This window comes from Hyphomicrobium sp. (assembly GCF_036833075.1).
Taxonomy (GTDB): domain Bacteria; phylum Pseudomonadota; class Alphaproteobacteria; order Rhizobiales; family Hyphomicrobiaceae; genus Hyphomicrobium_C.
This window is the reverse complement of the sequence record NZ_DAITQL010000001.1, coordinates 90069-111962: the sequence shown is the minus strand read 5'-3', so window position 1 is coordinate 111962 and position 21894 is coordinate 90069. Positions and strand designations below refer to the sequence as shown.

Below are 21894 nucleotides of genomic sequence, written 5' to 3'. Positions count from 1 at the left end.
AAAAGGCCGGCACACCGTATAGCGGCGTGCCGGCCTCTCCTGCAAACACGTCCTTACTTCTTGGCGGCAGGCTTGGCAGCCGGGGCGGCCTTGCCGGCAGCAGCCGGAGCGGCGCCACCCTTGGCGGCCGGAGCGGCGGCCTTGGCGTCTCCGCCCTGAGGCGCTGCGCCCGCGCTTTCGGCCGCGGCAGCGGATGCTTCCTCGTCGTCCTTCTTGGCGCCGGCAATGGTGGCAATCGTGAAGTCGCGACTGGCGATGACGGGCGTCACACCCTCCGGCATGGCCACCGTCGAGATGTGGATGGAGCGGCCGATCTCAAGGCCCTCGAGATCGATCTCGAAGAAGGCCGGGATGCGGTCGTAGGGACAGAAGATCTCGACGTCGTGGCGCACGATGTTGAGCACGCCGCCGCGCTTCAGACCCGGCGACAGGGCATGGTTCGTGAACTTGACAGGCACGGACACGCGGATGATGCCGTCCTTGCCGATGCGCAGGAAGTCGACGTGGATCGGATGATCCTTCACGGGATCGAGCTGCACGTCGCGGGGAATGACGCGGATCCTGGTGTCGCCGACGGCGATGTCGAAGACGGACGAGGTGAAGTGCCCCTTGATGAACTGCTTCCAGAGGTCGTTGCCGTCGATGGCAATGATCTCGGCGGGCTGGCCGTCTCCGTAGATGACGGCGGGGACGTTCCCCTGTCGGCGAGCTTGGCGTGCGGCCCCCTTGCCGGCACGCGGGCGCGCCGTGGCCTTGATCTCGATGATCTCGGACATGGCATTTTCTCCAATGAAAAAGGGCCTTAACTCAGGCCCAGGCTACCGCTTCCGGCCTCCAAGGGTGCCGGGCGGGTCTCTCGCATCTGCTTGAGATCGGCGGGTTATAGCGGCAGGATCGCCGATTAGCAATCGACCTTCGCGCGGCCCGGGAGGGGCGGCGGGGGCCGCGCACATCGCGCGGCCTGCTCCGGGGCCTCGTGTGCTACACTTCACCACCGGACACCCTCCCCCGAGAGTTGTATGACGAAAAAACCCAGCAAACGCCGTCCGGCGCAGGAGCAGGACAAGCTCGTTTTCGCCGCCCTGCGCGAATCCGGACGGCCGGTCTCGGCCTATGAGATCATCGATCGCTTGCGCGACCGGGCAAGCCTTGCGCCGCAGACGGTCTATCGGGCGCTGGAGCGGCTCATCGCGTCGGGGTCGGCGCACCGGCTCGAGTCGCTCAACGCCTTCGTCGCGTGCTGCCAGTCCGGCCACCAGCACCAGGGACAGGGCGCAGCGGTGTTCGCCATCTGCGACGACTGCGGAACGGTGTCGGAGTTCGCGGAGCCGCGGGCGGTGGAGGCGCTGGCGGCGTGGGCGAAACGGTCCAACTACACGGTGCGCGCGATGACACTCGAATTGCGCGGGCGCTGTGCGGCCTGCTCGGCACGGATGGCGTGAGGGCGCTGGCCGGGGCAGGCCCGTTCCCCGCTTCGCATGGACGGCCGGCACCCAAGCAAGCTCCAGCGACGTCTGGATGGGGCAGCGAACGTTGCAGAGCACAAAGAACGGGCGCGTGCCCTGGGGAAGACACGCGCCCTTGTCTGTCCGGCAGTCAATGACGACCCGGGATCGCAGCGGCTTACGCCGCCACCTTCGCCTTCCTGATGGCGCGGGGTCGGGCAACGGCCTCGGCAGGCTTCCGCTTCGCCTTGGCCTTCTTCTGCCCGCCGTCCGCTTTCGGCGCCGAACCGCGAAGCTGCGTCGTGACGCGCACCTCCTCGGTCTCGAACGCCTCGCGCAGCACGGGAATGGCGCGCGCGGGGTCCGCGCTGCCGCTCATGAAGATATCGAGCGCGGCGTAGCCGCTCTCCGGCCAGCTGTGGATCGCGATGTGGCTTTCCTTCAGCACCGCAACGCCCGTCACGCCGCCCGTGGGGTTCAGGTCGTGAAGATGCATGTGCAGGAGGGTCGCGCCCGAGGCTTCGACACAGCGTCGGAGGGTCCGTTCCACGTGCCCGACATCGTCGAGCTTGCGCGCACCATAAAGATCTATGATCAGGTGCCGGCCGGCATGCGCGCCGGCGCCGCGGTCCTCGGTCGTGTCCTCAAGAGCAACGCGCGCACCCTGCAACGCGTCGAGATCTTCCTTTTGGGCGGGGCTTGAACGAGTCAAGTCCATCCCCAATTGGAAGAGGGTGTCATTAAAGGCCATATGACCCTCCCCAACCAGCAGACAGATTCAACCCGAACGCTCCTTACCTGGGGGTGTGGGGATGGAAGTCCTTGACCTTAAGGGCAGGTGGACGAACGGAGATCGCTTGATATGAGGCAAGCGGTCCTGCGCCGCAAGGAGAAAATGGGTCCGGGCGATCAAATATTTGCGCCCGATCCTCACATCGCTTCGGGACGCCGTTCCGCCCGGCGCGACAGAGCCGGCGAGAGCCGCTTCGCCGCTCATTGCCCGCTCAAAAACTGCTCGAGCAGCTTCTTGCCCTTGCTCTTGCCGCTCTCGTCTTTGCCCATCAGGTCGCCGAGGATCTCGTCGGGCTTCTTGCCCTTGTACTGCTTGCCGATCTCCTTGATCGCCTCGACGTTCTTCGGGTCGCGCAGCACGCCGGCGACATCGGGCGTGAAGCGCGGATTGTCCCACGGCCCATGCATGCGGACAGGGATCTCGAGGCCCGCGAGATCGGGCGTCCCGCTGCCCTGGCCTTCGAGGCTCGCGACGAGCTTCGGGCGCAGCATGTAGTCCACCTCGCGGGTCGCGAGCGCGACCTTGCCCGAACCCGAGAGGCGCAGGAGGGGGCTCACGAGCCTCAGATCCTGGTTCTCGGCGACGCCTGACTTGATGGTCCAGCTCGACGACATCTCGCTGAAATCGGTCTTGTCGGTCGGGGCCGTGTCGAGGCCGCCGAGGTTGCCCTTGGCAAGGTTGCGCATCATCTCGGGCACGTTGATGCCGATGATGGCGCCGTCGGCAAAATCGAGCGCCGCCTTTCCGTTGAGAGTCTCGACGAGTTGGCGCTGGTTGGCGCCGCGCCCCGTCACCGTCAGCGTCAAGCGGCCCTTGCCGGAGAGACGGTCGATGCCGGCGGCGTCCGTCAGCAGCGGCTTCGCCGCGATGCCGTCGAGGGCGATGTCGGCGTCGAGGCCGGCGCTGGTCCCGGCCGTGGCATCGAGCGTGATCGTTCCCTTGCCCGTTCCCTGGTAGAGCGCGATCCGCTCGAGCGTCGTCGTCATGAAGCGGTTCTTGAGCGCGACCGTGAGGTCGGACTGGTCGAGGCTGAGGGCGCCCACAGTCAGCTTGCCGACCGAGAGCCTGGCGTTGGCGTCGAGCGCGCCGAGCGCGTCCAGGTCGAAGGGCTCCTCGCTCCATCCGTCGCGCTTTGTGAAGCCCTTGACGCGCGGGCCGGGCGGGGCCGTCTCGCCCAGCAGATCCTCGATCGAGCGGGTCCCGCCGCCATCGCGCGGCGTAGCGCGGCGCTCGCCGCCCGCGTGCGAGGCATAGGTGTTGAGGTCCAGCTCGGTGAGCTTCAGGTTGGCATCGACGCGCGGGCGGGCGCCGCGGGTGTCGAGCGAGATCTCGCCCCGCGCCGTGGTCCGGTCGAGCGCGATCTCGGCCGTCGTGAACGTGTAGCGGTCCGGCTTGCTGCGCCACAGCCCTTTGGCGGTCAGCGGACCGAAGCCGTCCGAGGGCGGCAGGTCGGTCCCGAGCCAGGCGAAAAGCGCGCGGGCGGACGACGCCTTCGCCGAGAGGATCCCTTCCATCCCGAGGTCGCCCTCGAGGTTCGCCGAGCCTTGGAACGTCGCGTCGACCACGTCGGCGCCGAGCTTGAGGTCGAGCTTGGCCGGGCGCCGCTCCAGCACGTCGGCGAGCGAGGTCAGGGCGCCGTCGAAACGCACCGTTCTGCCCTTCCAGGCGAGGCTGCCAGCGGCGTTCAACGGCTCGGCCAGGGCCGCGAGCGTCAGCTCGACGTTGATGGCGGAGAATTCCGACGCATGCCCCGTGCGCCGATCGCTGTAGCGCAGCGTGCCGTTGTCGATGCGCACGTCATCGAGCCGCAGGTCCGACAGACGTGCGAGCCGGCGGTCGCCGAGGCTGTCACGCCCGGCGTCGCTGCGGGGCGCGTCGGCTGGCGCGTCCGCCTGCGCGAACCGCACGGGCACCGTCCCGAGGCGCGCGAAATCCCATGACCGGCGGCCGTCGGCGTCGACCAACAGGTTGAACACAGGCTCGCGCAGCGACAGCGCCTTGACGCGGACCTCGCGCTTGAGCAGCGGCCAGAAGGCGACCTCGAGATCGAGCGCCTTCATCGAGAGCAGCGGTTTCTCCGCACCCCCCGGCGGCCCCGACAGCGAGACATCGGCCAGCGAAACCCCGAGCGACGGATAGAACGTGAACGACGTCGGACCGGCGATGATGAGATCGCGCCCCGTCCGGTCCTTGACGGCGGCGACAGCCTTGGCGCGCACGAAATCTGCCGGCAGCGCCATGACGGCAAAGGCCACCGCCCCCGCGGCCATGGCGACCAGCCCGAGTCCGCCGTAGAACACCACGGAGCCGAGCGTCGAGCGTCCGCGCGCGACAGGGCGCGGCGGCGCGGGGCGCGCGGCCGCGGGATGATGCGGCGGATGCGCCACCATGGCGTGCTGCGGCGGGGGTTGGTGCTGCGGCGGGGATTGTGGCGGCGGGCCCGGATGTCCGTACCCGTGCGGCGGCGGATAGCCCAATTGCGGGTCCGGCCTCCGCGGGGGACCTGTCCGTTCGTCCGAGGGGCGATACGCCTCAAAGCGCGGCGGCGGCCGCCCCGGTGGCGGTGTTCTGCTCGTCATGGGGTTCCTGACCTCATGCAGCCCTCGGGGGCGATCGACGCGCACCCAATCCCCTATTCGGCCGCTTCCCTGCTAACTGGCGATTGTGTCAGCGCAGGGCCTCTTACGCGATTCAGGGACGATGGTTATCCCCGGCCCTTTCCGCACTGCGGCTGGGCCGGCGCGTCCAGGTCCATGCGCAACCTTTACGGGAAGCGCCCGTGACTTTCCGTTTGCCCGTCTTTAATCGTTACGATTCAAAAGGACCGATGGCATGATCCTGCCACGCCCGGGCCTGCATTTGGACATGCGACTCGGTCATATTACAACCTATGAGTGCGCCACATCCCCTCTCTTTCCCCTTGCATCCCGCGGCGCTCGCGCTGTCGGCACTCCTGCTCCTTCCGGCGACCTTCGACAGCGTGGCGCAGCCACCGAGCGGCGACCGGGCTCAGCACTTGAACGGCCGCGCGACCGTCATCGACGGCGACACGCTCGAGATCGCGGGGGAACGCGTGCGGCTCGAGGGGATTGACGCGCCGGAGGCGGATCAGACCTGCGCGGAGAGCTCGTCCCGCCCATGGGCGTGCGGACGGGCCGCGACCGCGTATCTGCGCGGGCTCATCGAAGGGCGCCGCGTCGCCTGCGAGGCTGCGGGACGGGACACCTACGGGCGCGTGCTCGGATGGTGCACGGCCGACGGCCGCGACCTCAACGCCGAGATGGTCCGGTCCGGCCATGCGTGGGCGTTCGTCCAATACTCGACGCGCTATGAGGCCCTGGAAGCCGCGGCCCGAAAGGCCAAGGCCGGCATCTGGAACGGCGACGCGGAGCCGCCGTGGGTCTTCCGCCGGCGTCACTGGGCGGCGGCCGAGCCGAACGCGCCCCAAGGCTGCGCCATCAAGGGCAACGTGACCGCGAACGGGCGCATCTACCACATGCCCTGGAGCCCCTGGTACCGCAAGGTCCGGATCCAGCCGGCAAAAGGCGAGCGCTGGTTCTGCAGCGAGGCGGAAGCGGCCGGCGCCGGCTTCCGCCCGGCGATGGGGGACTGAGGAGGGGGCAACGGGCAGCAGGCAGGACGTAGAGCAAGTAGGCAGTAGGCAGTAGGCAGTAGGCAGTAGGCAGTAGGCAGTCGATTGACTTCGGTTGGCGTCGGGAAGAAATTGCAATCGGCGATCTTCCCCAAGAAGGCAAATGCCTATGCTCCGTCGTCCGGCCTTCGCGGCTCTCGCAGCTCTTCTCCTTGTAGCCACGACGGCGCCGACGGGCGTGCGCGCCAGCGACACCTGGCCCGGCATCCATGCCGAAGCGTTCGGCGGGCGCACGATCCAGGACGGGCGGGGGGTGGTGACGCTGACGACGCCCTATCGCCCGGACGATGTGCGCAGCGTGCCGATGGAGGCCGAGATCAAGCTTCCCGGCGGCCGCACGATCAAGGCCGCGTCCTTCGTGGTCGACTTGAACCCGTCTCCCGTGGCCGCCGTGTTCCGAATGGGCGAAGGCCGCAGCCAGGCGCATCTCGCGACCCGCATCCGCCTCGACCAGCAGTCCGACGTGCGGGTGATCGTGGAAGCCAACGACGGTACGCTCTACATGGCCAACCAGCTCGTGAAGTTCGCGGGCGGACAGGCGTCCTGCTCGGCGCCGCCGGTCGGCGATCCGGCGGAGATCGCCGCCAACATGGGCAGAATGGATTTCGCAACCGTCGGCCAGACGCCCAGCGCATCGCACCAGGTCGCGCGGGCCCGCTACGCGCTCAACCACCCGAACCACACCGGAATGGTGCTCGACCCCGTCTCCCTGCTCTACATCCCGCTCCTGATGGTCGACCGGATCGAGGCGCGCCAGGGCGACGAGCTGGTGTTCGAGATGACAGGCTCCATCACGCTCGCGCAGAACCCGGCCATCGAGTTCGATTTCGTGACCAACGGCGCGTCCGAGATGAGCATCTCGGTCCACGATACGAGCGGCGCCGTGTGGACACGCGACTTCCCGATCGGCCCCGCCGGCTGATCCCAGCCTCTCCGGCCCGCCACATCATGCGCGCGCCCAGCCGCGGAACCAAACCCCTCCCTCTGCGTTCTTTGCACGTCCAGGGTGCCGATCCCGCTCTCTCTGCAATCCGGCCTCCTGTGATGTGAACCGGGGAGCGTTCCGCTCTGCGGGTCGCCATGTCCGCAATATCAAAAAAGCTCGGAGTTGGTTCGATGGGCAATTTGCTGCACTGGGCCGTTGTTTTTCTCGTCGTCGCCCTGGTGGCGGCATTTTTCGGCTTCGGCGGCGTTGCCGGCACGGCGATGGAAGGCGCGCGCATCCTGTTCTGGGTGGCGATCGTGTTCCTGATCGTCTCGCTCGTGCTCGGATTCATTCGCCGCGCTTAGCACGCGACGCGACTATTTCGCTTCACGCACCACCTCGGCTCTCTCTTTCGTCACGCTTCAGCTTCCGGACAGTCCCATGCCGGCGTTTGCCGGCTGAGGGCCGCCCGTGGCCGAAGCGCTCTCCCTCGCCCACCGCAACACGTCAACATGCAAAAGGAACACGCAATGAACTGGGATCGTATCGAAGGCAACTGGAAGCAGTTCTCGGGCAAGATCCGCGAAAAGTGGGGCAAGCTCACCGACGACGACCTCGCGACCATCAACGGCAAGCGCGAGCAACTCGAGGGCAAGATCCAGGAGCGCTACGGATACGGCAAGGATCAGGTGAAGAAGGAGCTCGACGACTGGTCGAACTCGCTCTGAGCCTCGATGATCCGGCGCCACGCCGGACCTCCTCTGCACTTGCGCCGGCGGCCCCTCTCCGCCGGCGTCTTTTTGTCTGGGACGCGTCGTGGCTCGCTGCTCAGCCGCCGGGGAACGTGACCAGGATCTTCATGTGGACGAGATCGGGGACGTAGGCTTCGAGCGCGTGCCCCGCAAAATAGAGACCTACGCCCAGAAGCAGCAGCGCCGGGATCGCGGCGAGCGCCGCCTTCAGGAAGAACATCGCCAGGTGCAGGAACGGCACGTCGAAGCGGCGGACGGCCGCCGCGACCGGATCGTCGCCGACGCCGGCCGGCATCGCATGCGCGAGGTAGGTGGGCGGATCACCACGGCTCGCGTCCATCGTCTGCCTCTCCCGCTCGTGGCGCTCCCTGGCGTCGCGGGCTTCGCGTGCGCGCCTCTCCTTCTCGCGTCGCAACGTGCGGGGAAGATCGTCGAAATCGCTGTCCGCGGTCAGCGGGAAATTCACATCCGTCATCATGACACCTGACAAAAACCGCGAGGGTTCGATCCCCCACAGAACGCATCTTCCCCGGCGCGGCGCTGCTATCGCCCAGCACCGTCACTTGCTAACTTGCGCTCCGATTTTGACGGGGAGGTGTCCGTGAGCGCGCTCGAGAGGCTGATACGTACGATTCCTGACTATCCGAAGCCTGGCATTCTCTTCCGGGACGTGACGACGCTGCTCGGCGACGCGCAGGGTCTCAAGTCGGCGGTCACGCAGATGGCGGATCCCTTCCGCGCCGAGCCTGTCGATGCGGTGGCGGGAATCGAGGCGCGCGGCTTCATCCTCGGCGGCGCTATCGCCGACCGCCTCGGCTGCGGGTTCATCCCGATACGGAAAAAGGGCAAGCTTCCGTGGAAGACGATCGGGCAGGAGTACACGCTCGAATACGGCATCGACGTGATCGAGATCCACGAGGACGCGCTGAAACCCGGCCAGCGGATCCTCATCGTCGACGACCTGATCGCGACGGGGGGCACGGCCGAGGCCGCCGTCAAGCTCCTGCGGCGCAGCGGGGGCGATATCGTCGGGGCGACGTTCATCATCGACCTGCCGGACCTCGGCGGCCTCAAGCTACTCAAAAGCCTCGGCATCTCCTGTCACGCGCTGGTCGCATTCGCGGGGCATTGATGGGCCTTTCGCGGGACGAGCTTCTGCGTGCGCTAGCGGCCATCGCCCGCCGGAGGGACGAGCCCGAGGCGGTGTTGGACTGCCCGCGCTGCGGCGCGACGGGGCTTGCGCTTGCCGACCGGTCCGCCCGTCCCCATGCGGAGTGGTATCATCTCGCCTGTCCGGCGTGCGGGCTCAACGAGACCGTCCATATCCCGTTGGGTCCTCCGGCTGCGGGCGGCTTCGACTGACACCTCAAGGCAGGCCATGAAGATCGACGGCAAGGCGTACCGCACCATCTGGCCCGGCGACGACGGCGCATCAGCCGTGATCATCGACCAGACGAAGCTGCCACATCGCTTCGAGACGGTGGTCCTCGGCACCGTCGAAGACGCCGCGCGCGCCATCCTCACCATGCAGGTGCGCGGGGCGCCGCTGATCGGCGCGACCGCCGCTTACGGCCTGGCGCTGGCGCTTCGCCGCGATGCGTCCGATGCGGGCCTCGCCGCCGCCATCGCACTTCTCGCACGCCAGCGTCCGACGGCGGTCAACCTCAGATGGGCGCTCGGAGAGATGCATCGTGCCGTGGCGCCGCTCGCACCGGACACGCGTGCGGCCGCCGCTTTCGCCAAGGCTGCTGCCATCGCCGACGACGACGTCGAAACCTGCCGCCGCATCGGCGCCCATGGCGTCGCACTCATCCGCGCCATCGCCGCGAAGAAGCCGGCCGGCGCGCCGGTCAATATCCTCACGCACTGCAATGCCGGCTGGCTCGCCTGCGTGGACTGGGGAACGGCGACCTCGCCGATCTATCAGGCGCACGACGCGGGCATCCCCGTGCATGTGTGGGTGGACGAGACACGGCCGCGCAACCAAGGCGCGGCCCTCACGGCTTACGAACTCGCACGGCATGGCGTGGCGCATACGCTCATCGTCGACAACGCCGGCGGCCACCTGATGCAGAACGGCAAGGTGGACCTCTGCATCGTCGGCACCGACCGGGTTGCCGCCAACGGCGATGTCGCCAACAAGATCGGAACGTATCTCAAAGCGCTCGCCGCGCACGACACCGGAGTGCCGTTTTATGTTGCGTTACCATATTCAACGATTGACTGGACGCTCGCGTCGGGACGCGACATACCCATCGAGGAGCGTAGCGCCGACGAGGTTCTGACGCTTCAAGGCCAGCTTGCGGACGGATCGGTGACGCGCGTCGCCATCGCGGCCCCCGGGTCGCCCGCCGCAAACCCGGCCTTCGACGTGACGCCGCAACGGCTTGTCACCGGTTTCATCACGGAGCGGGGACTGGCGCCTGCGGACCGCAACGGCCTCCTCGCTCTCTATCCTGAACGACGTGAGAGTACGGCATGAGCACCAGCGGAAAGACCAAGGCCGGCAAACGCAGCTTCGGCAAGGACACCCTCAAGGGCAAGGACAAGAAGAAGGCGGCGAAAGCCGACAAGGCCCGCAGCCGCGAGGAGCGCGTGCTGCGCAAGCTGATCGTCGCCACGGCGCTCGCCATGAGCCGCAGCGGGCTTTCGCCCGGACGCTCGGGAAACGTGTCAGCGCGGTTCGCCGACGGCATGCTCATCACGCCGACGGCCCTCGCCTATGAGGACATGGGGCCCAAGGACATCGTTTTCGTGGCCGGGGACGGATCGGTGCCGGACGGGCAGCGCCTCCCCTCGAGCGAATGGCCGTTCCATCTCGCGGCGTACAAGGCGCGGCCCGACATGAACGCGGTTGTGCACACGCATTCGCTGCATGCGGTCGTGCTGGCCTGCGCAAGGCGGTCGATCCCGGCGTTCCACTACATGGTCGCGGTCTCGGGCGCGAGCGACATCCCCGTGCTTCCCTACGCCACCTTCGGCAGCGAGCGGCTTGCGCAGACCGTCGCGCACGGGCTCGCCGACCGGCAGGCGTGCCTCATGGCGCATCACGGCGCAATCGCGATCGGGGCGACGCTTCCGGAGGCGCTGGAACTCGCCCACGAGGTCGAAGTGCTCGCGGAGCAGTACTCCAAGGTGCTCGCAATCGGACCCCCGGCCGTGCTGTCGGAAGAGGAAATGCAGGTCGTCCTCGGGAAATTCAAGGACTACGGACGGAACGCCAGGAGCTGAGAAGGCCTGCAGCGCGACCGGCCGGATCGACGGCTGCGTCGGCCGGCGGCGCGCCCGTCAGTCGACCAGACCGTCGCGCGGCAGGAGCGTGTTCAGGATGTGGAGCATGTTGTCGCGGCCGACGTAGCCGTCGATGCGGCCGATCTCCACGCCGTCCCGCACGAGGACGACCGTCGGCACCATGGTGATGGGCCGCGCAAGCTTCAGCGCCGCCGCGGCGGACGCGTTGATATCCACGAAGCGAAGCGGCGCCATCCGGCCCGCCCGCGTGGCCGGGTAGCCCGGAGCCACGTCGCGGCGAAAGACCGGACAGTACCGGCATCCGGGCGCCTCGAACGCGATCAGCTCGGTTCCGGTCGAGGCCGGCGCGTCCGCGTCGTCTTCATGGCGCGGCGCGGCCACGGCCGGGGGACAGGACGCGGCGAGGAGTCCCAATCCGAGACATCCGACCATGGCCCAAAGGTTCGATCTCATCATCATGGCCGGTCCGGAGCAGCTTCGATGCCAGACCGCGGCAGGGGACGGAGGAATTGGCGCTGAAAGTAAACGGCGCCCGCCACGCGGCCGGCGCCGCAAGGCGCTTTTCGCCGAGCGGTTGCTAAGGCGATACGCCGGGCCGGGGATTTCGCTAGAGCCCGTTCGCCTCTGATAGCCTCAGAGGCGAGGCTCTCTGTTTTTGGTTTGACGCGTTTTCTTAACGCGAAGTGCTACCCACTTCGCTTGAAAACGCTCTATCGCGGCGGGGCTCAGGACGGCCCCTGAGGGCTTTTTTATTGAGCCGCCATCTGCTATCCGATGCTATATCTCGCTCGACCGTAAAACTCCGATCCGGGACGCATCGTGGCAGAAGAAACGACCGGCTTTCCGCTCCTTCTTTCCGGTACGACCTTCATCCTCGCGCTGGTGGTCTTCTACGTCGCGCGCGCGCTCTGGATCGCACGGCGCGAATGGAGCGCGTGCCGCACGGACACCAAAGTCCTCTACCTGATCGTCGCGCCGCTGCTGACGCTCGCGGTCGATCTGCTCGAGGTCACGGACCGCCTGTTCTGGAGCCGCCGCGACGCGAGGCGCGCCTCGCACGCTGCGCCGGCGCCGCAAGAGGCCGGCCCGCTGCATTCCAAAGCCGCCCTTCGCCAGGATAGCTGAGCGACGGTAGAGGCGCGGGGGAAGACCGTCGCGCCGGAGCCGGCCTGCACAGGATCGGCGTCGCAGCTCAGCGCAAGCTCGATCGGCCACCTGAAAAGACAGAAGTATTCGATTTTACGAGAAATGGTGGAGCCAAGCGGGATCGAACCGCTGACCTCTTGCATGCCATGCAAGCGCTCTCCCAGCTGAGCTATGGCCCCTGACCTTGGGATCTCCGCGGGTCCGTCAGGCCCCTGCGGGAAGACCGGCTCATTAGGCCGATCGCATCGAAACTTCAAGTGCGAAGTTCGCGGCCGGCGTTCCATCCGGCGCCCGTTGCGCAATTCCGGCGCTCTCCGCCGCCTTACCGCTCCTCGTCGCCTTCGGCGACGGGACCGCCGATGATGTTCGAGACGTCGCCGCCTTCCTCTTCCTCTTCCTCGAGGAAGGTCTCGTCCTCGTCGGCCGCGATCGCGTCGTCCTCTTCCTCGATCTCGGGCAGCGCGTCATCTGTCTCGGCATCGGCCGTCGCATCGACGGGCGTTTTCTCCGCATAGTCGGACTTGCGGCCGCGGCGTGCCGCCTTGTCGTCGCTGGTCGCTGCCGCAACGGCAAGCGGAGACGAGGCCAGCTCGTAGATCGAGCCGCAGATCGGGCACGTCACGGGAATGCGATTGAGGTCGTAGAACCGCGCGCCGCATTCGCTGCTCTGGCAGGTGCGCTTGGTCCCGCGCGCTTGCTTGGTCGCCATGGCTTTTGCTCACAGTCAAATTGGGATAGCGGGGTCTGCCACAGGGCATGTCGGCTGTCAAAACGAAATCCGCAAGGGTCCGAAAGAAACCCGCGCTTCCCGGGCGTTGACAGCCCCGGCGTCCGGCGGCTCTATGCATTTCACTTTTCCTTGAATTCACAAGGGCGGGCGCCGCTGGCCGCCGCCCGTCGCCAGGCATATCCAATCCCCGTGACCCATCCCCCTCCCGCTCCGCTCGCCTCCCAATCCACAGGACCGCTCCGCGGGCATGTCCGCGTCCCCGGCGACAAATCGATCTCGCACCGCGCGCTGATGCTCGGCGCGCTCGCAAGCGGGCGCACGCGGATCCGCGGCCTGCTCGAAGCAGAGGACGTGATCAACACGGCCCGCGCGCTGACTACCCTCGGCGTACCCGCCCGCAAAGCCGGAGACACCTGGGAGATTCTGGGGCGGGGAACGGGCGGTCTCGCACAGCCCGAAGGCCCCCTCGACTTCGGCAACTCCGGCACCGGCACACGGCTCATGATGGGCGTCATCGCGCCGCACGACATCACCGTCGCCATGACCGGCGACGCCTCGCTCTCGCAGCGGCCCATGGGTCGCGTGCTCGACCCTCTCAAGCGCATGGGGCTCGAGGTCGAGGACGATGCCGACCGGCTGCCGCTCACGATCCGCGGCAGCGCGCGACTGACCCCCATCGTCTACGAGCTCCCCGTCCCTTCGGCCCAGCTCAAGAGCGCGATCCTGCTCGCCGGCGCCGGCACGGCCGGGGAGACGACCGTCATCGAGCGCGCAGCGACGCGCGACCATACGGAACGCATGCTGCGTCATTTCGGCGCCGAGGTGTCGACGGTCGCCGACAACGGCGTGACGCGGATTACGATCCGCGGCGAAGCCGAGCTCGAAGGCCGTGAGGTGACCGTGCCCGGCGATCCCTCGTCGGCCGCCTTCCTCATCGCCGCGGCGCTGATCGTTCCCGGCTCGGACCTCACCATCGAGGGCGTGCTCGTCAATCCGACCCGCACCGGGCTCTATACGACGCTCCAGGAGATGGGAGGAGACGTCACATTCCTCAACGCGCGCGAGGAGGGTGGCGAGCCGGTGGCCGATATCCGGGCGCGGTTCTCCAAGCTCTCCGGCGTTTCGGTGCCGGCCGCGCGGGCGCCTTCGATGATCGACGAGTATCCCATGCTGGCGGTCGTCGCCGCTTTCGCGCATGGCGCGACGCGCATGGACGGCCTCGCCGAGCTCAAGGTCAAGGAGAGCGACCGGCTCGCAGCAACGGCGGCGGGGCTCGCGGCGAACGGCGTCAGGGCAGAGGTCGAGGGCGACACGCTGATCGTCCACGGCCGGGGCGGCGTGGCGGGCGGCGGGCTGGTCGCGACGCATCTCGACCACCGCATGGCGATGAGCTTCCTCGTCATGGGGCTGGCGAGCGAGCGGCCCGTCACCGTCGACGATACGGCCATGATCGCTACAAGCTTCCCGGAATTCCGGCCGCTCATGGAGCGGATCGGGGCACGGTTCGGCGAGGCAGCGGCATGATCGTCGCCATCGACGGGCCGGCGGCGTCGGGCAAGGGGACGCTCGCCAGACGTCTCGCCCAGCACCTGGGGTTCCACTGTCTCGACACGGGCCTCATTTACCGGGCGGTGGCGCGGGACCAGGCGCACCGCGGGTTCCGCCTCGACGACCTCTGGGCGGCCGTCGCGACCGCCCGCGGGCTCGATCCGCGGGAGCTCGAGGACCCGGACCTGCGCGGCACGGCGGCGGGGGATGCGGCCTCGATCGTGGCGCGGATCCCGGAGGTGCGGGCGGCGCTCCTCGCCTATCAGCGCGATTTCGCCCGCCAGCCGCCGGGCGCGGTGCTCGACGGGCGGGACGTCGGGACCGTGGTCTGCCCCGACGCGGACGTTAAGATTTTCGTCACCGCCACTCCGGAGGTGCGCGCCAGGCGCCGTTTCGCGGAGTTCGAAGCCCGGGGGGCAGGCATCGCCTACGAGGCCGTGTTGCAGGACATCCTGATCCGGGACCGGCGCGATACGGGGCGCGCCAATGCCCCCATGACGATCGCCGCCGATGCCGTGTTGCTCGACACCACCAACTTGAGTATAGAAGCCGCATTCGACGCGGCCGTCGGATTGATCAAGAGGAAGATCGGCCACCAGGGGCGCTGAAACAGCGTCTCAATTTCAGGTGGCGGGGCAGGAGCCCATCACGGCAGCGCCGAGACAAGATCCACACGAACGTGCCGATCGAGGACCGTCCGAGCGGGTGCCATGTGCACATGCCGGCCGGGCTCACGGCGTATTTCCAACCATTCGCGTCCGTGCGGCCCTCCTTGAGCGGCGGCGCGGGCATCCCTCCATTCCAACGCACTGCCAGGAGTTCGAATGACCGCTGAAATCAGCAAAGAGTACACCCCGTCGCGCGACGAGTTCGCCGCGATGCTCTCGGAGAGCCTTGCCAAGGACGACGTCTTCGAAGGCAACGTCGTGAAGGGCAAGGTTGTCGGCATCGAGAAGGACCTCGCCGTCATCGACGTCGGCCTCAAGATGGAAGGCCGCGTGGCGCTCAAGGAGTTCGGCATCGGCGGCCAGCCCGGAAACATCAAGGTCGGCGACACCGTCGAGGTCTATCTGGAGCGCATCGAGAACGCGCTCGGCGAGGCCGTCCTCTCGCGCGACAAGGCGCGCCGCGAGGAGAGCTGGACCCGCCTCGAGAAGCTCTCCGAGAAGGGCGAGAAGGTGACCGGCGTCATCTTCAACAAGGTCAAGGGCGGCTTCACCGTCGACCTCGACGGCGCGGTGGCGTTCCTGCCGGGCTCGCAGGTTGACATCCGCCCGGTGCGCGACATCGGCCCGCTCATGCACCAGCCGATGCAGTTCCAGATCCTCAAGATGGACCGGCGCCGCGGCAATATCGTCGTCTCGCGCCGCTCTGTGCTCGAGGAGACGCGCGCCGAGCAGCGCGCCGACATCGTCGCCCGCCTCGCCGAGGGCCAGATCATCGACGGCCTGGTCAAGAACATCACCGACTACGGCGCATTCATCGATCTCGGCGGCATCGACGGCCTGCTCCACGTCACCGACATGGCCTGGCGGCGCGTCAACCATCCCTCCGAGATCCTCAACGTCGGCGACACGGTTAAGGTGCAGATCATCCGCATCAACCCCGAGACGCAGCGCATCAGCCTCGGCATGAAGCAGCTCCAGTCCGATCCGTGGTCGGCCATCGAGGCCAAGTACCCGATCGGCGCACGCTTCACCGGCACGGTCACGAACATCGCCGACTACGGCGCGTTCGTGGAGCTCGAGCCCGGCGTCGAGGGCCTGATCCACGTCTCGGAGATGAGCTGGACCAAGAAGAACGTGCACCCTGGCAAGATCGTCTCGACCAGCCAGCAGGTCGAGGTGCAGATCCTCGAGGTCGATCCCACCAAGCGGCGCATCTCGCTCGGCCTGAAGCAGACCCAGGACAACCCCTGGGATGCGTTCCTCGCCCAGCACCCGAAGGGCACCGAAGTCGAAGGCCCGATCCGCAACATCACCGAGTTCGGTCTCTTCATCGGCCTCGACGGCGGCGTGGACGGCATGGTCCATCTCTCGGACCTCGATTGGCAGAAGCCCGGCGACGAGGTGATCAAGGACTACAAGAAGGGCGACACCGTCAAAGCCGTGGTCCTCGACGTCGACAGCTCGAAGGAGCGCATCTCGCTCGGCATCAAGCAGCTCGGCGGCGATCCGGCCGACGCGCTCGGCAAGTACAAGAAGGGCGACCAGGTGACCTGCGAGGTCGTGGCCGTGCAGGAGAACGGCATCGAGGTGAAGATCGCCGACAGCGACCTCACCACGTTCATCAAGCGCTCGGACCTCTCGCGCGACCGCTCGGAGCAGCGCGCGGAGCGCTTCACGGTCGGCCAGAAGGTCGATGCGGCCGTGATCTCCGTCGACAAGGCGGCGCGGCGCATCTCGGTCTCGATCAAGGCGCTCGAGATCGCCGAGGAGAAGCAGGCCGTGGCGCAGTACGGCTCGTCCGACTCGGGCGCCTCGCTCGGCGACATCTTCAAGGCCGCGATCAAGAAGCGCGAGGCCGACCAGGGCGACGAGGAGTAGGTCTTTCGCCGCTCTCTTATGGAACCGGGGAGCGCGGGGCGATGGTCCCGCGCTCTTTCTTTTTCAACGGGCGTGTCTGGATCCCGGCCGTCCATGCGGAGCATGGCTCCGCCATGATGCCGGGATGACGTTTGCTTCGGATCACCCGATCCGCTCAAATGAAACGTCATCCCGACGAAGGTCGGGATCCAGACACGTGTGACGCCCAAAGACGGACGGGCATTGCGCGCGGTGCGGCAGTTTCCTATTTTGCGAGCAATGGCTTATTTCTGGAGCAATCCCTCATGTCGCTCGAAACCGAAGCCGTTCTCGACCGTCGGCGCATGCGCCGACGCCTCGCGTTCTGGCGGACGGCAGCGGTGCTGTTCGTCGGCCTGCTCGTTGGCGGGCTGATGTTCGGCAGCCAGGATCTCTCGACGCTCGCCGGCACGAAGCAGATCGCGCGCGTCGCCATCGAGGGCACCATCATCGACGACCGGGACCGGATCGCGATGCTGAAAAAGATCCGCGATGCCGCAAACGTCGAGGCGCTGATCGTGTTCATCAACAGCGCCGGGGGAACGACGACGGGCGGCGAAAGCCTCTACGTCGCCCTTCGTGATGTCGCCGAGAAGAAGCCGGTGGTGGCGCAGTTCGGCACGGTGGCGGCCTCGGCCGGCTACATCGTCGGGCTCGGCACCGATCATATCGTGGCGCGCGGCAACTCGATCACGGGCTCCATCGGCGTGCTCGCGCAGTGGCCTGAGATCTCCGAGATGCTGGGCAAGCTCGGCGTCAAGTTCAACGAGGTGAAGAGCGGCGACCTCAAGGCCGCGCCCAATCCGTTCGAGCCGGCCTCGGAGGAAGCACGCACCGTCATGCAGGAGACCATCGACGACGGCTTCCGCTGGTTCCTGTCGCTCGTCCAGGATCGTCGCGGCATCAATCCGGCGGACGTGGACGGGCTCGTGCGGGGGCGCATCTATTCCGGGCGCCAGGCGCTCGCCAACAAGCTCATCGACGAGATCGGCGGCGAGGCGGAGGCGGTGCGTTGGCTCGAAACCACGCGCAACGTGAGCAAGGATCTCAAGGTGGTCGATTGGAAGCCGACGGCGGACGGCCCCTGGGGTGCGTTCTCCAGCGGAGCCTCCCACGCGGCCGGCACGGCGCTGGCCTATGCCCTCGGCGGATTGGTTAATCTCGTGGAGCTTCCCGCGAACATGCGGCGCGTCGGCCTTGACGGCCTCGTCTCGGTTTGGCAACCTTCGGAAAACTAAAGAAATAATACCGTCGGGAGGCCTGTGCTTTGATTAAATCGGAACTCATTCAAAAAATTGCAGCTTCGAACCCGCACCTTTATCATCGTGATGTCGAGCGGATCGTCAACGTCGTGTTCGACGAAATCGTCGATGCGCTGGCGCAAGGCGACCGCGTCGAGCTCAGGGGTTTCGGCGCGTTCACCGTGAAGCACCGCGCGGCACGGCAGGGCCGCAACCCGCGCACCGGAACCCCGGTGCCGGTTGCCGAGAAGTTCGTCCCGTTCTTCAAGACGGGCAAGGAGCTTCGCGACCGGCTCAACACGACATCCTGACCCAGCGGAGCGCGCAAGCGTCCGTAACCGGCGGCCCAAAGGAGCGAGCGTGCTCAAGCGAATTCTCTGGCTCTGCGTTGCATTTCCGGCGGCAGCACTGCTCGTTACGCTCGCTGTCGCGAACCGTCATTCCGTTCGCCTCGTGCTCGATCCCTTCCGGCCCGAGACGCCGGTCCTCTCTATCGTGCTGCCGTTCTACGGCTACCTTTTCGGCGCGCTCGTCATCGGCGTGCTGCTCGGCGGCACGGCCACGTGGCTCTCCCAGAGCCGATGGCGTCGCACGGCGCGGACCCGCTCAGGCGAGGCGAAGCGATGGCAGGCGGAGGCCGACCGGCTCATGCGCGAACGCGATGCCGAAGTCGCCACCCGCAACAAGGCGCTCGCCGCGCCCGACAAGCGCAACGCGGCATAGTCTGCGGTGCGCGTCACGCGCAGATTGATTCCGGACCCGAGAGACGTGTCTGGACACCGGCCTTCGCCGGTGTGACGGTTTGGTGGTAAGCCGCCGGAATAAGCCAACGTCATCCCGGCGAAGGCCGGGATCCAGATCCGCCTCAAAAAAAATCGCAGAACTCTCCAACCCAAAGCAGTTCATGTCCACACGCGTCAAAATCTGCGGATTGCGCACCGCGGCCGCGCTCGAGGCGGCGCTTCAAGCCGGCGCCGATCTCGTCGGCTTCGTGCTCTATCCCAAGAGCCCGCGCAACGTGAGCCTCGCGGAGGCGGCCGCGCTCGTGCGGCAGGCACGGGCTGACGGCCACGCGCGGACGGTGACGCTGCTCGTCGATCCCGACGACACGCTCGTCGACCGCGTCGTTGCCGAGATCGGGCCCGACCTCATTCAGCTTCACGGCCACGAGACGCCCGAGCGGGCCTTCGAGATCCGGAGCCGCAGCGGGCTTCCCATTCTCAAGGCGGTGCCGGTCGCCACGGCCGGCGAGGTCGAGACCGCGTTCGGCTATCTCGCCCCGCGCGGCGGCGCGAACCTCCTGATGTTCGACGCCAAGCCGCCGCCGGACCCGGCCGCGCTGCCGGGCGGAAACGGGCTTGCCTTCGACTGGCATATCCTCGAGGCAGCGCGGGGGCGCGATTTCGCCCTCGCCGGCGGCCTCACGCCCGAGAACGTTGCGGCGGCCATCCGCCTCACGGGCGCCTCCCTCGTCGACGTGTCCTCCGGCGTCGAGAGCCGTCCGGGCGAGAAGAACCCCGAGTTGATCCGCCGCTTCCTTCAGGCCGCAAAGGCCGCTAAGCAGTCCTGAAAATTTCCGCGTTTCGGTCACCGCTTTTCCGGACGCACTCGAAAGGAACGGGCCGATGGCCTCGAACACCCAGAAGACGAGCGAAGCCAAGCTCAACACGCTCAAGGCCGGGCCCGACGAGCGCGGTCATTTCGGGCTCTACGGCGGCCGGTTCGTCGCCGAGACCTTGATGCCGCTGATCCTCGATCTTGAGGCGGCCTACAACGCCGCCAAGGACGATCCCGGCTTCCAGGCGGAGCTCACCGATCTTCTCAATCACTACGGCGGGCGGCCGAGCCCGCTCTACTTTGCCGAGCGCCTGACGCAGCATTTTCGCGAGGTGGCCAAGGCCCAAGGCGGCACGGGCGGCGCCAAGATCTATTTCAAGCGCGACGAGCTCAACCACACCGGCAGCCACAAGATCAACAACTGCCTCGGCCAGATCCAGCTCGCGCGCCGCATGGGGAAAACGCGCATCATCGCCGAGACGGGCGCCGGTCAGCACGGCGTCGCGGTCGCGACCGTCTGCGCGCGTTTCGGCTTGCCGTGCGAGATCTACATGGGCGCAACCGATGTCGCGCGCCAATCGCCGAACGTGGCGCGTATGTACATGCTCGGCGCCAAGGTCAATCCCGTCACGGCGGGCGCGGGCACGCTCAAGGACGCCATGAACGAAGCCTTGCGCGACTGGGTGACGAACGTGCGCGACACCTATTACCTGATCGGCACGGCGGCAGGCCCGCATCCCTATCCGGCGATGGTGCGCGACTTCCAGTCGATCATCGGCGAGGAGACGCGGGCGCAGATGATGGAGCGCGAGGGCCGGCTGCCGGACACGCTCGTGGCCTGTATCGGCGGCGGCTCGAACGCGATCGGTCTCTTCCATCCGTTCCTCGACGACGAGGGTGTCGCGATCTACGGCGTGGAGGCGGGCGGGCACGGCCTCGACATCGAGAACGGACACGCGGCCTCCATGAACGGCGGCCGGCCGGGCGTGCTGCACGGCAACCGCACCTATCTCCTGCAGGACGGGGAAGGGCAGATCCTCGAAGGGCATTCGATCTCGGCCGGGCTCGACTACCCGGGGGTCGGCCCGGAGCATTCGTGGCTCAAGGATACGGGCCGCGTGCAGTACGTCTCGATCACCGACAAGGAAGCGCTCGCCGCGTTCCAGCTCTCGGCGAAGCTCGAGGGTATCATCCCGGCGCTCGAGCCCTCGCATGCGCTCGGCTGGGTGACCAAACTCGCCCCCACGCTGCCCCAGGACAACCTGCTCGTCATGAACATGTGCGGACGCGGCGACAAGGACGTGTTCGCCGTCGCCGGCTATCTGGGGATCAAGCTTTGACCGACACAAAACCAACACGCATCGATCGGCGCTTTGCGGCGCTGAAGAAAGAAGGGCGTGCCGCGCTCGTCTGCTTCGTCACGGCGGGTGATCCGGATCTCGAGACCTCGAAGGCGATCCTCCTCGGCCTGCCCAAGGCCGGAGCCGACGTCATCGAGCTCGGCATGCCGTTCTCCGATCCCATGGCCGACGGACCAGCCATCCAGGCCTCGTCGCTGAGGGCGCTCAAGGCCGGGCATACGATGCGCAAGACCCTGGACCTCGTGCGCGCGTTCCGGGAGACCGACGCCGACACGCCGATCGTGCTCATGGGCTATTACAATCCCATCTACGTCTACCCGAACGAGGCGTTCCTCGACGACGCGGCCGCCGCCGGCGTCGACGGGCTGATTGTTGTGGATGTTCCGCCCGAGGCCGACGACGAGCTGTGCCTGCCGGCGGTCGCGCGGGGGCTCAACTTCATCCGCCTCGCCACTCCGACGACAGACGATAAGCGCTTGAAGACGGTGCTGAAAAACACATCGGGCTTTCTTTACTATGTGTCCATCACCGGCATCACGGGCGCGGGCTCGGCCGATCCGGACGACGTTCAACTGCAGGTGGCGCGCCTCAAACGTGCAACGACCCTTCCCGTGGCGGTCGGATTTGGCGTAAAAACACCGGGACAGGCGCGCGCCATCGGCCAATCGGCCGACGGTGTCGTAGTCGGTTCGGCGCTGGTCAATGCCATCGAAGCAAGCTTAACCCAGGAGGGGCGCGCGACTGGCAATACGGCGGGTGCCGTCCTAAGTCTGGTCGAGGGCCTCAGCGGGGCGCTCAGGACGTCGTGACCGACGGGCGCTCGTGCGGCAGCACCATCGTTCCACCTGCGGCCGTTCGATCTCTAGCCGTTCGACTTCGGCATGTTTCATTCTGCCTCCCCCGCGGAGCGCACTTCAGGAGCGGTGAA

The 21894-nt window shown here is 67.2% G+C and carries 26 protein-coding genes and 1 tRNA gene; 20 read left to right on the top strand and 7 right to left on the bottom strand.

The window, feature by feature from the left end:
• Positions 1-53: 53 nt before the first annotated feature.
• Entirely contained in the window at positions 54-776 is a 723-nt protein-coding gene (locus tag V7082_RS00530) for a 50S ribosomal protein L25/general stress protein Ctc (protein ID WP_334145420.1), read from the bottom strand.
• Positions 777-1019: 243 nt separating this feature from the next.
• Here V7082_RS00530 and V7082_RS00525 point away from each other — a divergent pair, with 243 nt between their 5' ends.
• Entirely contained in the window at positions 1020-1442 is a 423-nt protein-coding gene (locus tag V7082_RS00525; RefSeq protein ID WP_334145419.1) for a Fur family transcriptional regulator, read from the top strand.
• Between the two features lie 181 nt (positions 1443-1623).
• On the opposite strand, the gene speD is transcribed toward V7082_RS00525, so the two are convergent.
• Positions 1624-1995, bottom strand: coding sequence for an adenosylmethionine decarboxylase (speD, locus tag V7082_RS00520; RefSeq protein WP_334145418.1), 372 nt, complete (start codon positions 1993-1995; stop codon positions 1624-1626).
• On the opposite strand from speD, the gene V7082_RS00515 reads away from it, so the two are divergent.
• Entirely contained in the window at positions 1996-2148 is a 153-nt protein-coding gene (locus V7082_RS00515) for a hypothetical protein (RefSeq protein ID WP_334145416.1), read from the top strand.
• A 290-nt stretch (positions 2149-2438) separates the two neighbouring features.
• On the opposite strand, the gene V7082_RS00510 is transcribed toward V7082_RS00515, so the two are convergent.
• Complete coding sequence (locus V7082_RS00510) at positions 2439-4628, bottom strand: AsmA family protein (protein WP_334145415.1); 2190 nt, start codon at positions 4626-4628, stop codon at positions 2439-2441.
• Positions 4629-5128: 500 nt separating this feature from the next.
• On the opposite strand from V7082_RS00510, the gene V7082_RS00505 reads away from it, so the two are divergent.
• The 4 genes from V7082_RS00505 (at position 5129) to V7082_RS00490 (ending at position 7543) form a co-directional block, all read left to right on the top strand.
• The gene (locus tag V7082_RS00505; protein WP_334145413.1) at positions 5129-5851 is read left to right on the top strand and encodes a thermonuclease family protein; all 723 of its coding nucleotides are present in this window, start codon (positions 5129-5131) and stop codon (positions 5849-5851) included.
• Between the two features lie 142 nt (positions 5852-5993).
• On the top strand, positions 5994-6812 hold the full coding sequence (locus V7082_RS00500; protein WP_334145412.1) for a quinoprotein dehydrogenase-associated SoxYZ-like carrier: 819 nt from the start codon (positions 5994-5996) through the stop codon (positions 6810-6812).
• Between the two features lie 194 nt (positions 6813-7006).
• Entirely contained in the window at positions 7007-7180 is a 174-nt protein-coding gene (locus tag V7082_RS00495; RefSeq protein ID WP_334145410.1) for a DUF1328 domain-containing protein, read from the top strand.
• 165 nt (positions 7181-7345) lie between these two features.
• A complete protein-coding gene (locus tag V7082_RS00490) occupies positions 7346-7543 on the top strand; it encodes a CsbD family protein (RefSeq protein ID WP_334145409.1) in 198 nt (65 codons plus the stop codon).
• 100 nt (positions 7544-7643) lie between these two features.
• Here the strand turns inward: V7082_RS00490 and V7082_RS00485 are convergent, their stop codons facing one another.
• Positions 7644-8042: a hypothetical protein gene (locus V7082_RS00485; protein WP_334145407.1), complete on the bottom strand. Its 399-nt coding sequence runs from the start codon at positions 8040-8042 to the stop codon at positions 7644-7646.
• 126 nt (positions 8043-8168) lie between these two features.
• Between V7082_RS00485 and V7082_RS00480 the strand changes: the two genes are divergently transcribed.
• From V7082_RS00480 to V7082_RS00465, 4 genes are read left to right on the top strand one after another with little or no spacing between them, the layout of a single operon-like run.
• Positions 8169-8699, top strand: a complete 531-nt coding sequence (locus V7082_RS00480) for an adenine phosphoribosyltransferase (RefSeq protein WP_334145404.1) — start codon at positions 8169-8171, stop codon at positions 8697-8699.
• Positions 8699-8929 carry a hypothetical protein gene (locus V7082_RS00475; protein WP_334145403.1) on the top strand — a complete coding sequence of 77 codons (231 nt, stop codon included), beginning with the start codon at positions 8699-8701 and terminating at the stop codon, positions 8927-8929. The genes V7082_RS00480 and V7082_RS00475 overlap by 1 nt, the downstream gene beginning before the upstream one ends.
• A gap of 16 nt (positions 8930-8945) precedes the next feature.
• Positions 8946-10049: an S-methyl-5-thioribose-1-phosphate isomerase gene (mtnA, locus tag V7082_RS00470; protein WP_334145401.1), complete on the top strand. Its 1104-nt coding sequence runs from the start codon at positions 8946-8948 to the stop codon at positions 10047-10049.
• Positions 10046-10798: an L-fuculose-phosphate aldolase gene (locus V7082_RS00465; RefSeq protein ID WP_334145400.1), complete on the top strand. Its 753-nt coding sequence runs from the start codon at positions 10046-10048 to the stop codon at positions 10796-10798. Before mtnA ends, V7082_RS00465 begins: the two co-directional genes overlap by 4 nt.
• A gap of 57 nt (positions 10799-10855) precedes the next feature.
• On the opposite strand, the gene V7082_RS00460 is transcribed toward V7082_RS00465, so the two are convergent.
• Complete coding sequence (locus V7082_RS00460; protein ID WP_334145398.1) at positions 10856-11275, bottom strand: hypothetical protein; 420 nt, start codon at positions 11273-11275, stop codon at positions 10856-10858.
• 363 nt (positions 11276-11638) lie between these two features.
• Between V7082_RS00460 and V7082_RS00455 the strand changes: the two genes are divergently transcribed.
• Positions 11639-11944 carry a hypothetical protein gene (locus tag V7082_RS00455; protein WP_334145397.1) on the top strand — a complete coding sequence of 102 codons (306 nt, stop codon included), beginning with the start codon at positions 11639-11641 and terminating at the stop codon, positions 11942-11944.
• Between the two features lie 124 nt (positions 11945-12068).
• Here the strand turns inward: V7082_RS00455 and V7082_RS00450 are convergent.
• Both V7082_RS00450 and V7082_RS00445 read right to left on the bottom strand, forming a co-directional pair.
• Positions 12069-12144, bottom strand: a tRNA-Ala gene (locus V7082_RS00450).
• A gap of 143 nt (positions 12145-12287) precedes the next feature.
• On the bottom strand, positions 12288-12674 hold the full coding sequence (locus V7082_RS00445) for a TIGR02300 family protein (RefSeq protein WP_334145396.1): 387 nt from the start codon (positions 12672-12674) through the stop codon (positions 12288-12290).
• A 204-nt stretch (positions 12675-12878) separates the two neighbouring features.
• Here V7082_RS00445 and aroA point away from each other — a divergent pair, with 204 nt between their 5' ends.
• From aroA to trpA, 9 genes are all read left to right on the top strand, one after another.
• Complete coding sequence (gene aroA, locus V7082_RS00440; protein ID WP_334145561.1) at positions 12879-14219, top strand: 3-phosphoshikimate 1-carboxyvinyltransferase; 1341 nt, start codon at positions 12879-12881, stop codon at positions 14217-14219.
• A complete protein-coding gene (cmk, locus tag V7082_RS00435) occupies positions 14216-14851 on the top strand; it encodes a (d)CMP kinase (protein WP_334145395.1) in 636 nt (211 codons plus the stop codon). Before aroA ends, cmk begins: the two co-directional genes overlap by 4 nt.
• Positions 14852-15067: 216 nt before the next feature.
• The gene (rpsA, locus tag V7082_RS00430) at positions 15068-16789 is read left to right on the top strand and encodes a 30S ribosomal protein S1 (RefSeq protein ID WP_334145394.1); all 1722 of its coding nucleotides are present in this window, start codon (positions 15068-15070) and stop codon (positions 16787-16789) included.
• A gap of 284 nt (positions 16790-17073) precedes the next feature.
• Positions 17074-18045 (top strand): signal peptide peptidase SppA, encoded by a 972-nt coding sequence (gene sppA / locus V7082_RS00425; RefSeq protein WP_334145393.1) that lies wholly within the window; start codon positions 17074-17076, stop codon positions 18043-18045.
• 29 nt (positions 18046-18074) lie between these two features.
• Entirely contained in the window at positions 18075-18359 is a 285-nt protein-coding gene (gene ihfB / locus V7082_RS00420; RefSeq protein WP_334145391.1) for an integration host factor subunit beta, read from the top strand.
• A gap of 49 nt (positions 18360-18408) precedes the next feature.
• A complete protein-coding gene (locus V7082_RS00415; protein ID WP_334145390.1) occupies positions 18409-18771 on the top strand; it encodes a hypothetical protein in 363 nt (120 codons plus the stop codon).
• A 181-nt stretch (positions 18772-18952) separates the two neighbouring features.
• Positions 18953-19618 (top strand): phosphoribosylanthranilate isomerase, encoded by a 666-nt coding sequence (locus V7082_RS00410; protein ID WP_334145388.1) that lies wholly within the window; start codon positions 18953-18955, stop codon positions 19616-19618.
• A gap of 55 nt (positions 19619-19673) precedes the next feature.
• Positions 19674-20945 (top strand): tryptophan synthase subunit beta, encoded by a 1272-nt coding sequence (gene trpB, locus V7082_RS00405; protein ID WP_334145387.1) that lies wholly within the window; start codon positions 19674-19676, stop codon positions 20943-20945.
• Positions 20942-21775, top strand: coding sequence for a tryptophan synthase subunit alpha (gene trpA, locus V7082_RS00400; RefSeq protein WP_334145386.1), 834 nt, complete (start codon positions 20942-20944; stop codon positions 21773-21775). Before trpB ends, trpA begins: the two co-directional genes overlap by 4 nt.
• Positions 21776-21894 lie beyond the last annotated feature (119 nt).

What these genes read in the sequence shown, in the direction of transcription:
- V7082_RS00530 (WP_334145420.1), bottom strand. Translation starts at nt 776, where the DNA reads ATGTCCGAGATCATCGAGATCAAGGCCACGGCGCGCCCGCGTGCCGGC.
- V7082_RS00525 (WP_334145419.1), top strand. Translation starts at nt 1,020, where the DNA reads ATGACGAAAAAACCCAGCAAACGCCGTCCGGCGCAGGAGCAGGACAAG.
- V7082_RS00510 (WP_334145415.1), bottom strand. Translation starts at nt 4,628, where the DNA reads ATGGTGGCGCATCCGCCGCATCATCCCGCGGCCGCGCGCCCCGCGCCG.
- V7082_RS00505 (WP_334145413.1), top strand. Translation starts at nt 5,129, where the DNA reads ATGAGTGCGCCACATCCCCTCTCTTTCCCCTTGCATCCCGCGGCGCTC.
- V7082_RS00500 (WP_334145412.1), top strand. Translation starts at nt 5,994, where the DNA reads ATGCCTATGCTCCGTCGTCCGGCCTTCGCGGCTCTCGCAGCTCTTCTC.
- V7082_RS00495 (WP_334145410.1), top strand. Translation starts at nt 7,007, where the DNA reads ATGGGCAATTTGCTGCACTGGGCCGTTGTTTTTCTCGTCGTCGCCCTG.
- V7082_RS00490 (WP_334145409.1), top strand. Translation starts at nt 7,346, where the DNA reads ATGAACTGGGATCGTATCGAAGGCAACTGGAAGCAGTTCTCGGGCAAG.
- V7082_RS00485 (WP_334145407.1), bottom strand. Translation starts at nt 8,042, where the DNA reads ATGACGGATGTGAATTTCCCGCTGACCGCGGACAGCGATTTCGACGAT.
- V7082_RS00475 (WP_334145403.1), top strand. Translation starts at nt 8,699, where the DNA reads ATGGGCCTTTCGCGGGACGAGCTTCTGCGTGCGCTAGCGGCCATCGCC.
- mtnA (WP_334145401.1), top strand. Translation starts at nt 8,946, where the DNA reads ATGAAGATCGACGGCAAGGCGTACCGCACCATCTGGCCCGGCGACGAC.
- V7082_RS00465 (WP_334145400.1), top strand. Translation starts at nt 10,046, where the DNA reads ATGAGCACCAGCGGAAAGACCAAGGCCGGCAAACGCAGCTTCGGCAAG.
- V7082_RS00460 (WP_334145398.1), bottom strand. Translation starts at nt 11,275, where the DNA reads ATGATGAGATCGAACCTTTGGGCCATGGTCGGATGTCTCGGATTGGGA.
- V7082_RS00445 (WP_334145396.1), bottom strand. Translation starts at nt 12,674, where the DNA reads ATGGCGACCAAGCAAGCGCGCGGGACCAAGCGCACCTGCCAGAGCAGC.
- cmk (WP_334145395.1), top strand. Translation starts at nt 14,216, where the DNA reads ATGATCGTCGCCATCGACGGGCCGGCGGCGTCGGGCAAGGGGACGCTC.
- rpsA (WP_334145394.1), top strand. Translation starts at nt 15,068, where the DNA reads ATGACCGCTGAAATCAGCAAAGAGTACACCCCGTCGCGCGACGAGTTC.
- sppA (WP_334145393.1), top strand. Translation starts at nt 17,074, where the DNA reads ATGTCGCTCGAAACCGAAGCCGTTCTCGACCGTCGGCGCATGCGCCGA.
- V7082_RS00410 (WP_334145388.1), top strand. Translation starts at nt 18,953, where the DNA reads ATGTCCACACGCGTCAAAATCTGCGGATTGCGCACCGCGGCCGCGCTC.
- trpB (WP_334145387.1), top strand. Translation starts at nt 19,674, where the DNA reads ATGGCCTCGAACACCCAGAAGACGAGCGAAGCCAAGCTCAACACGCTC.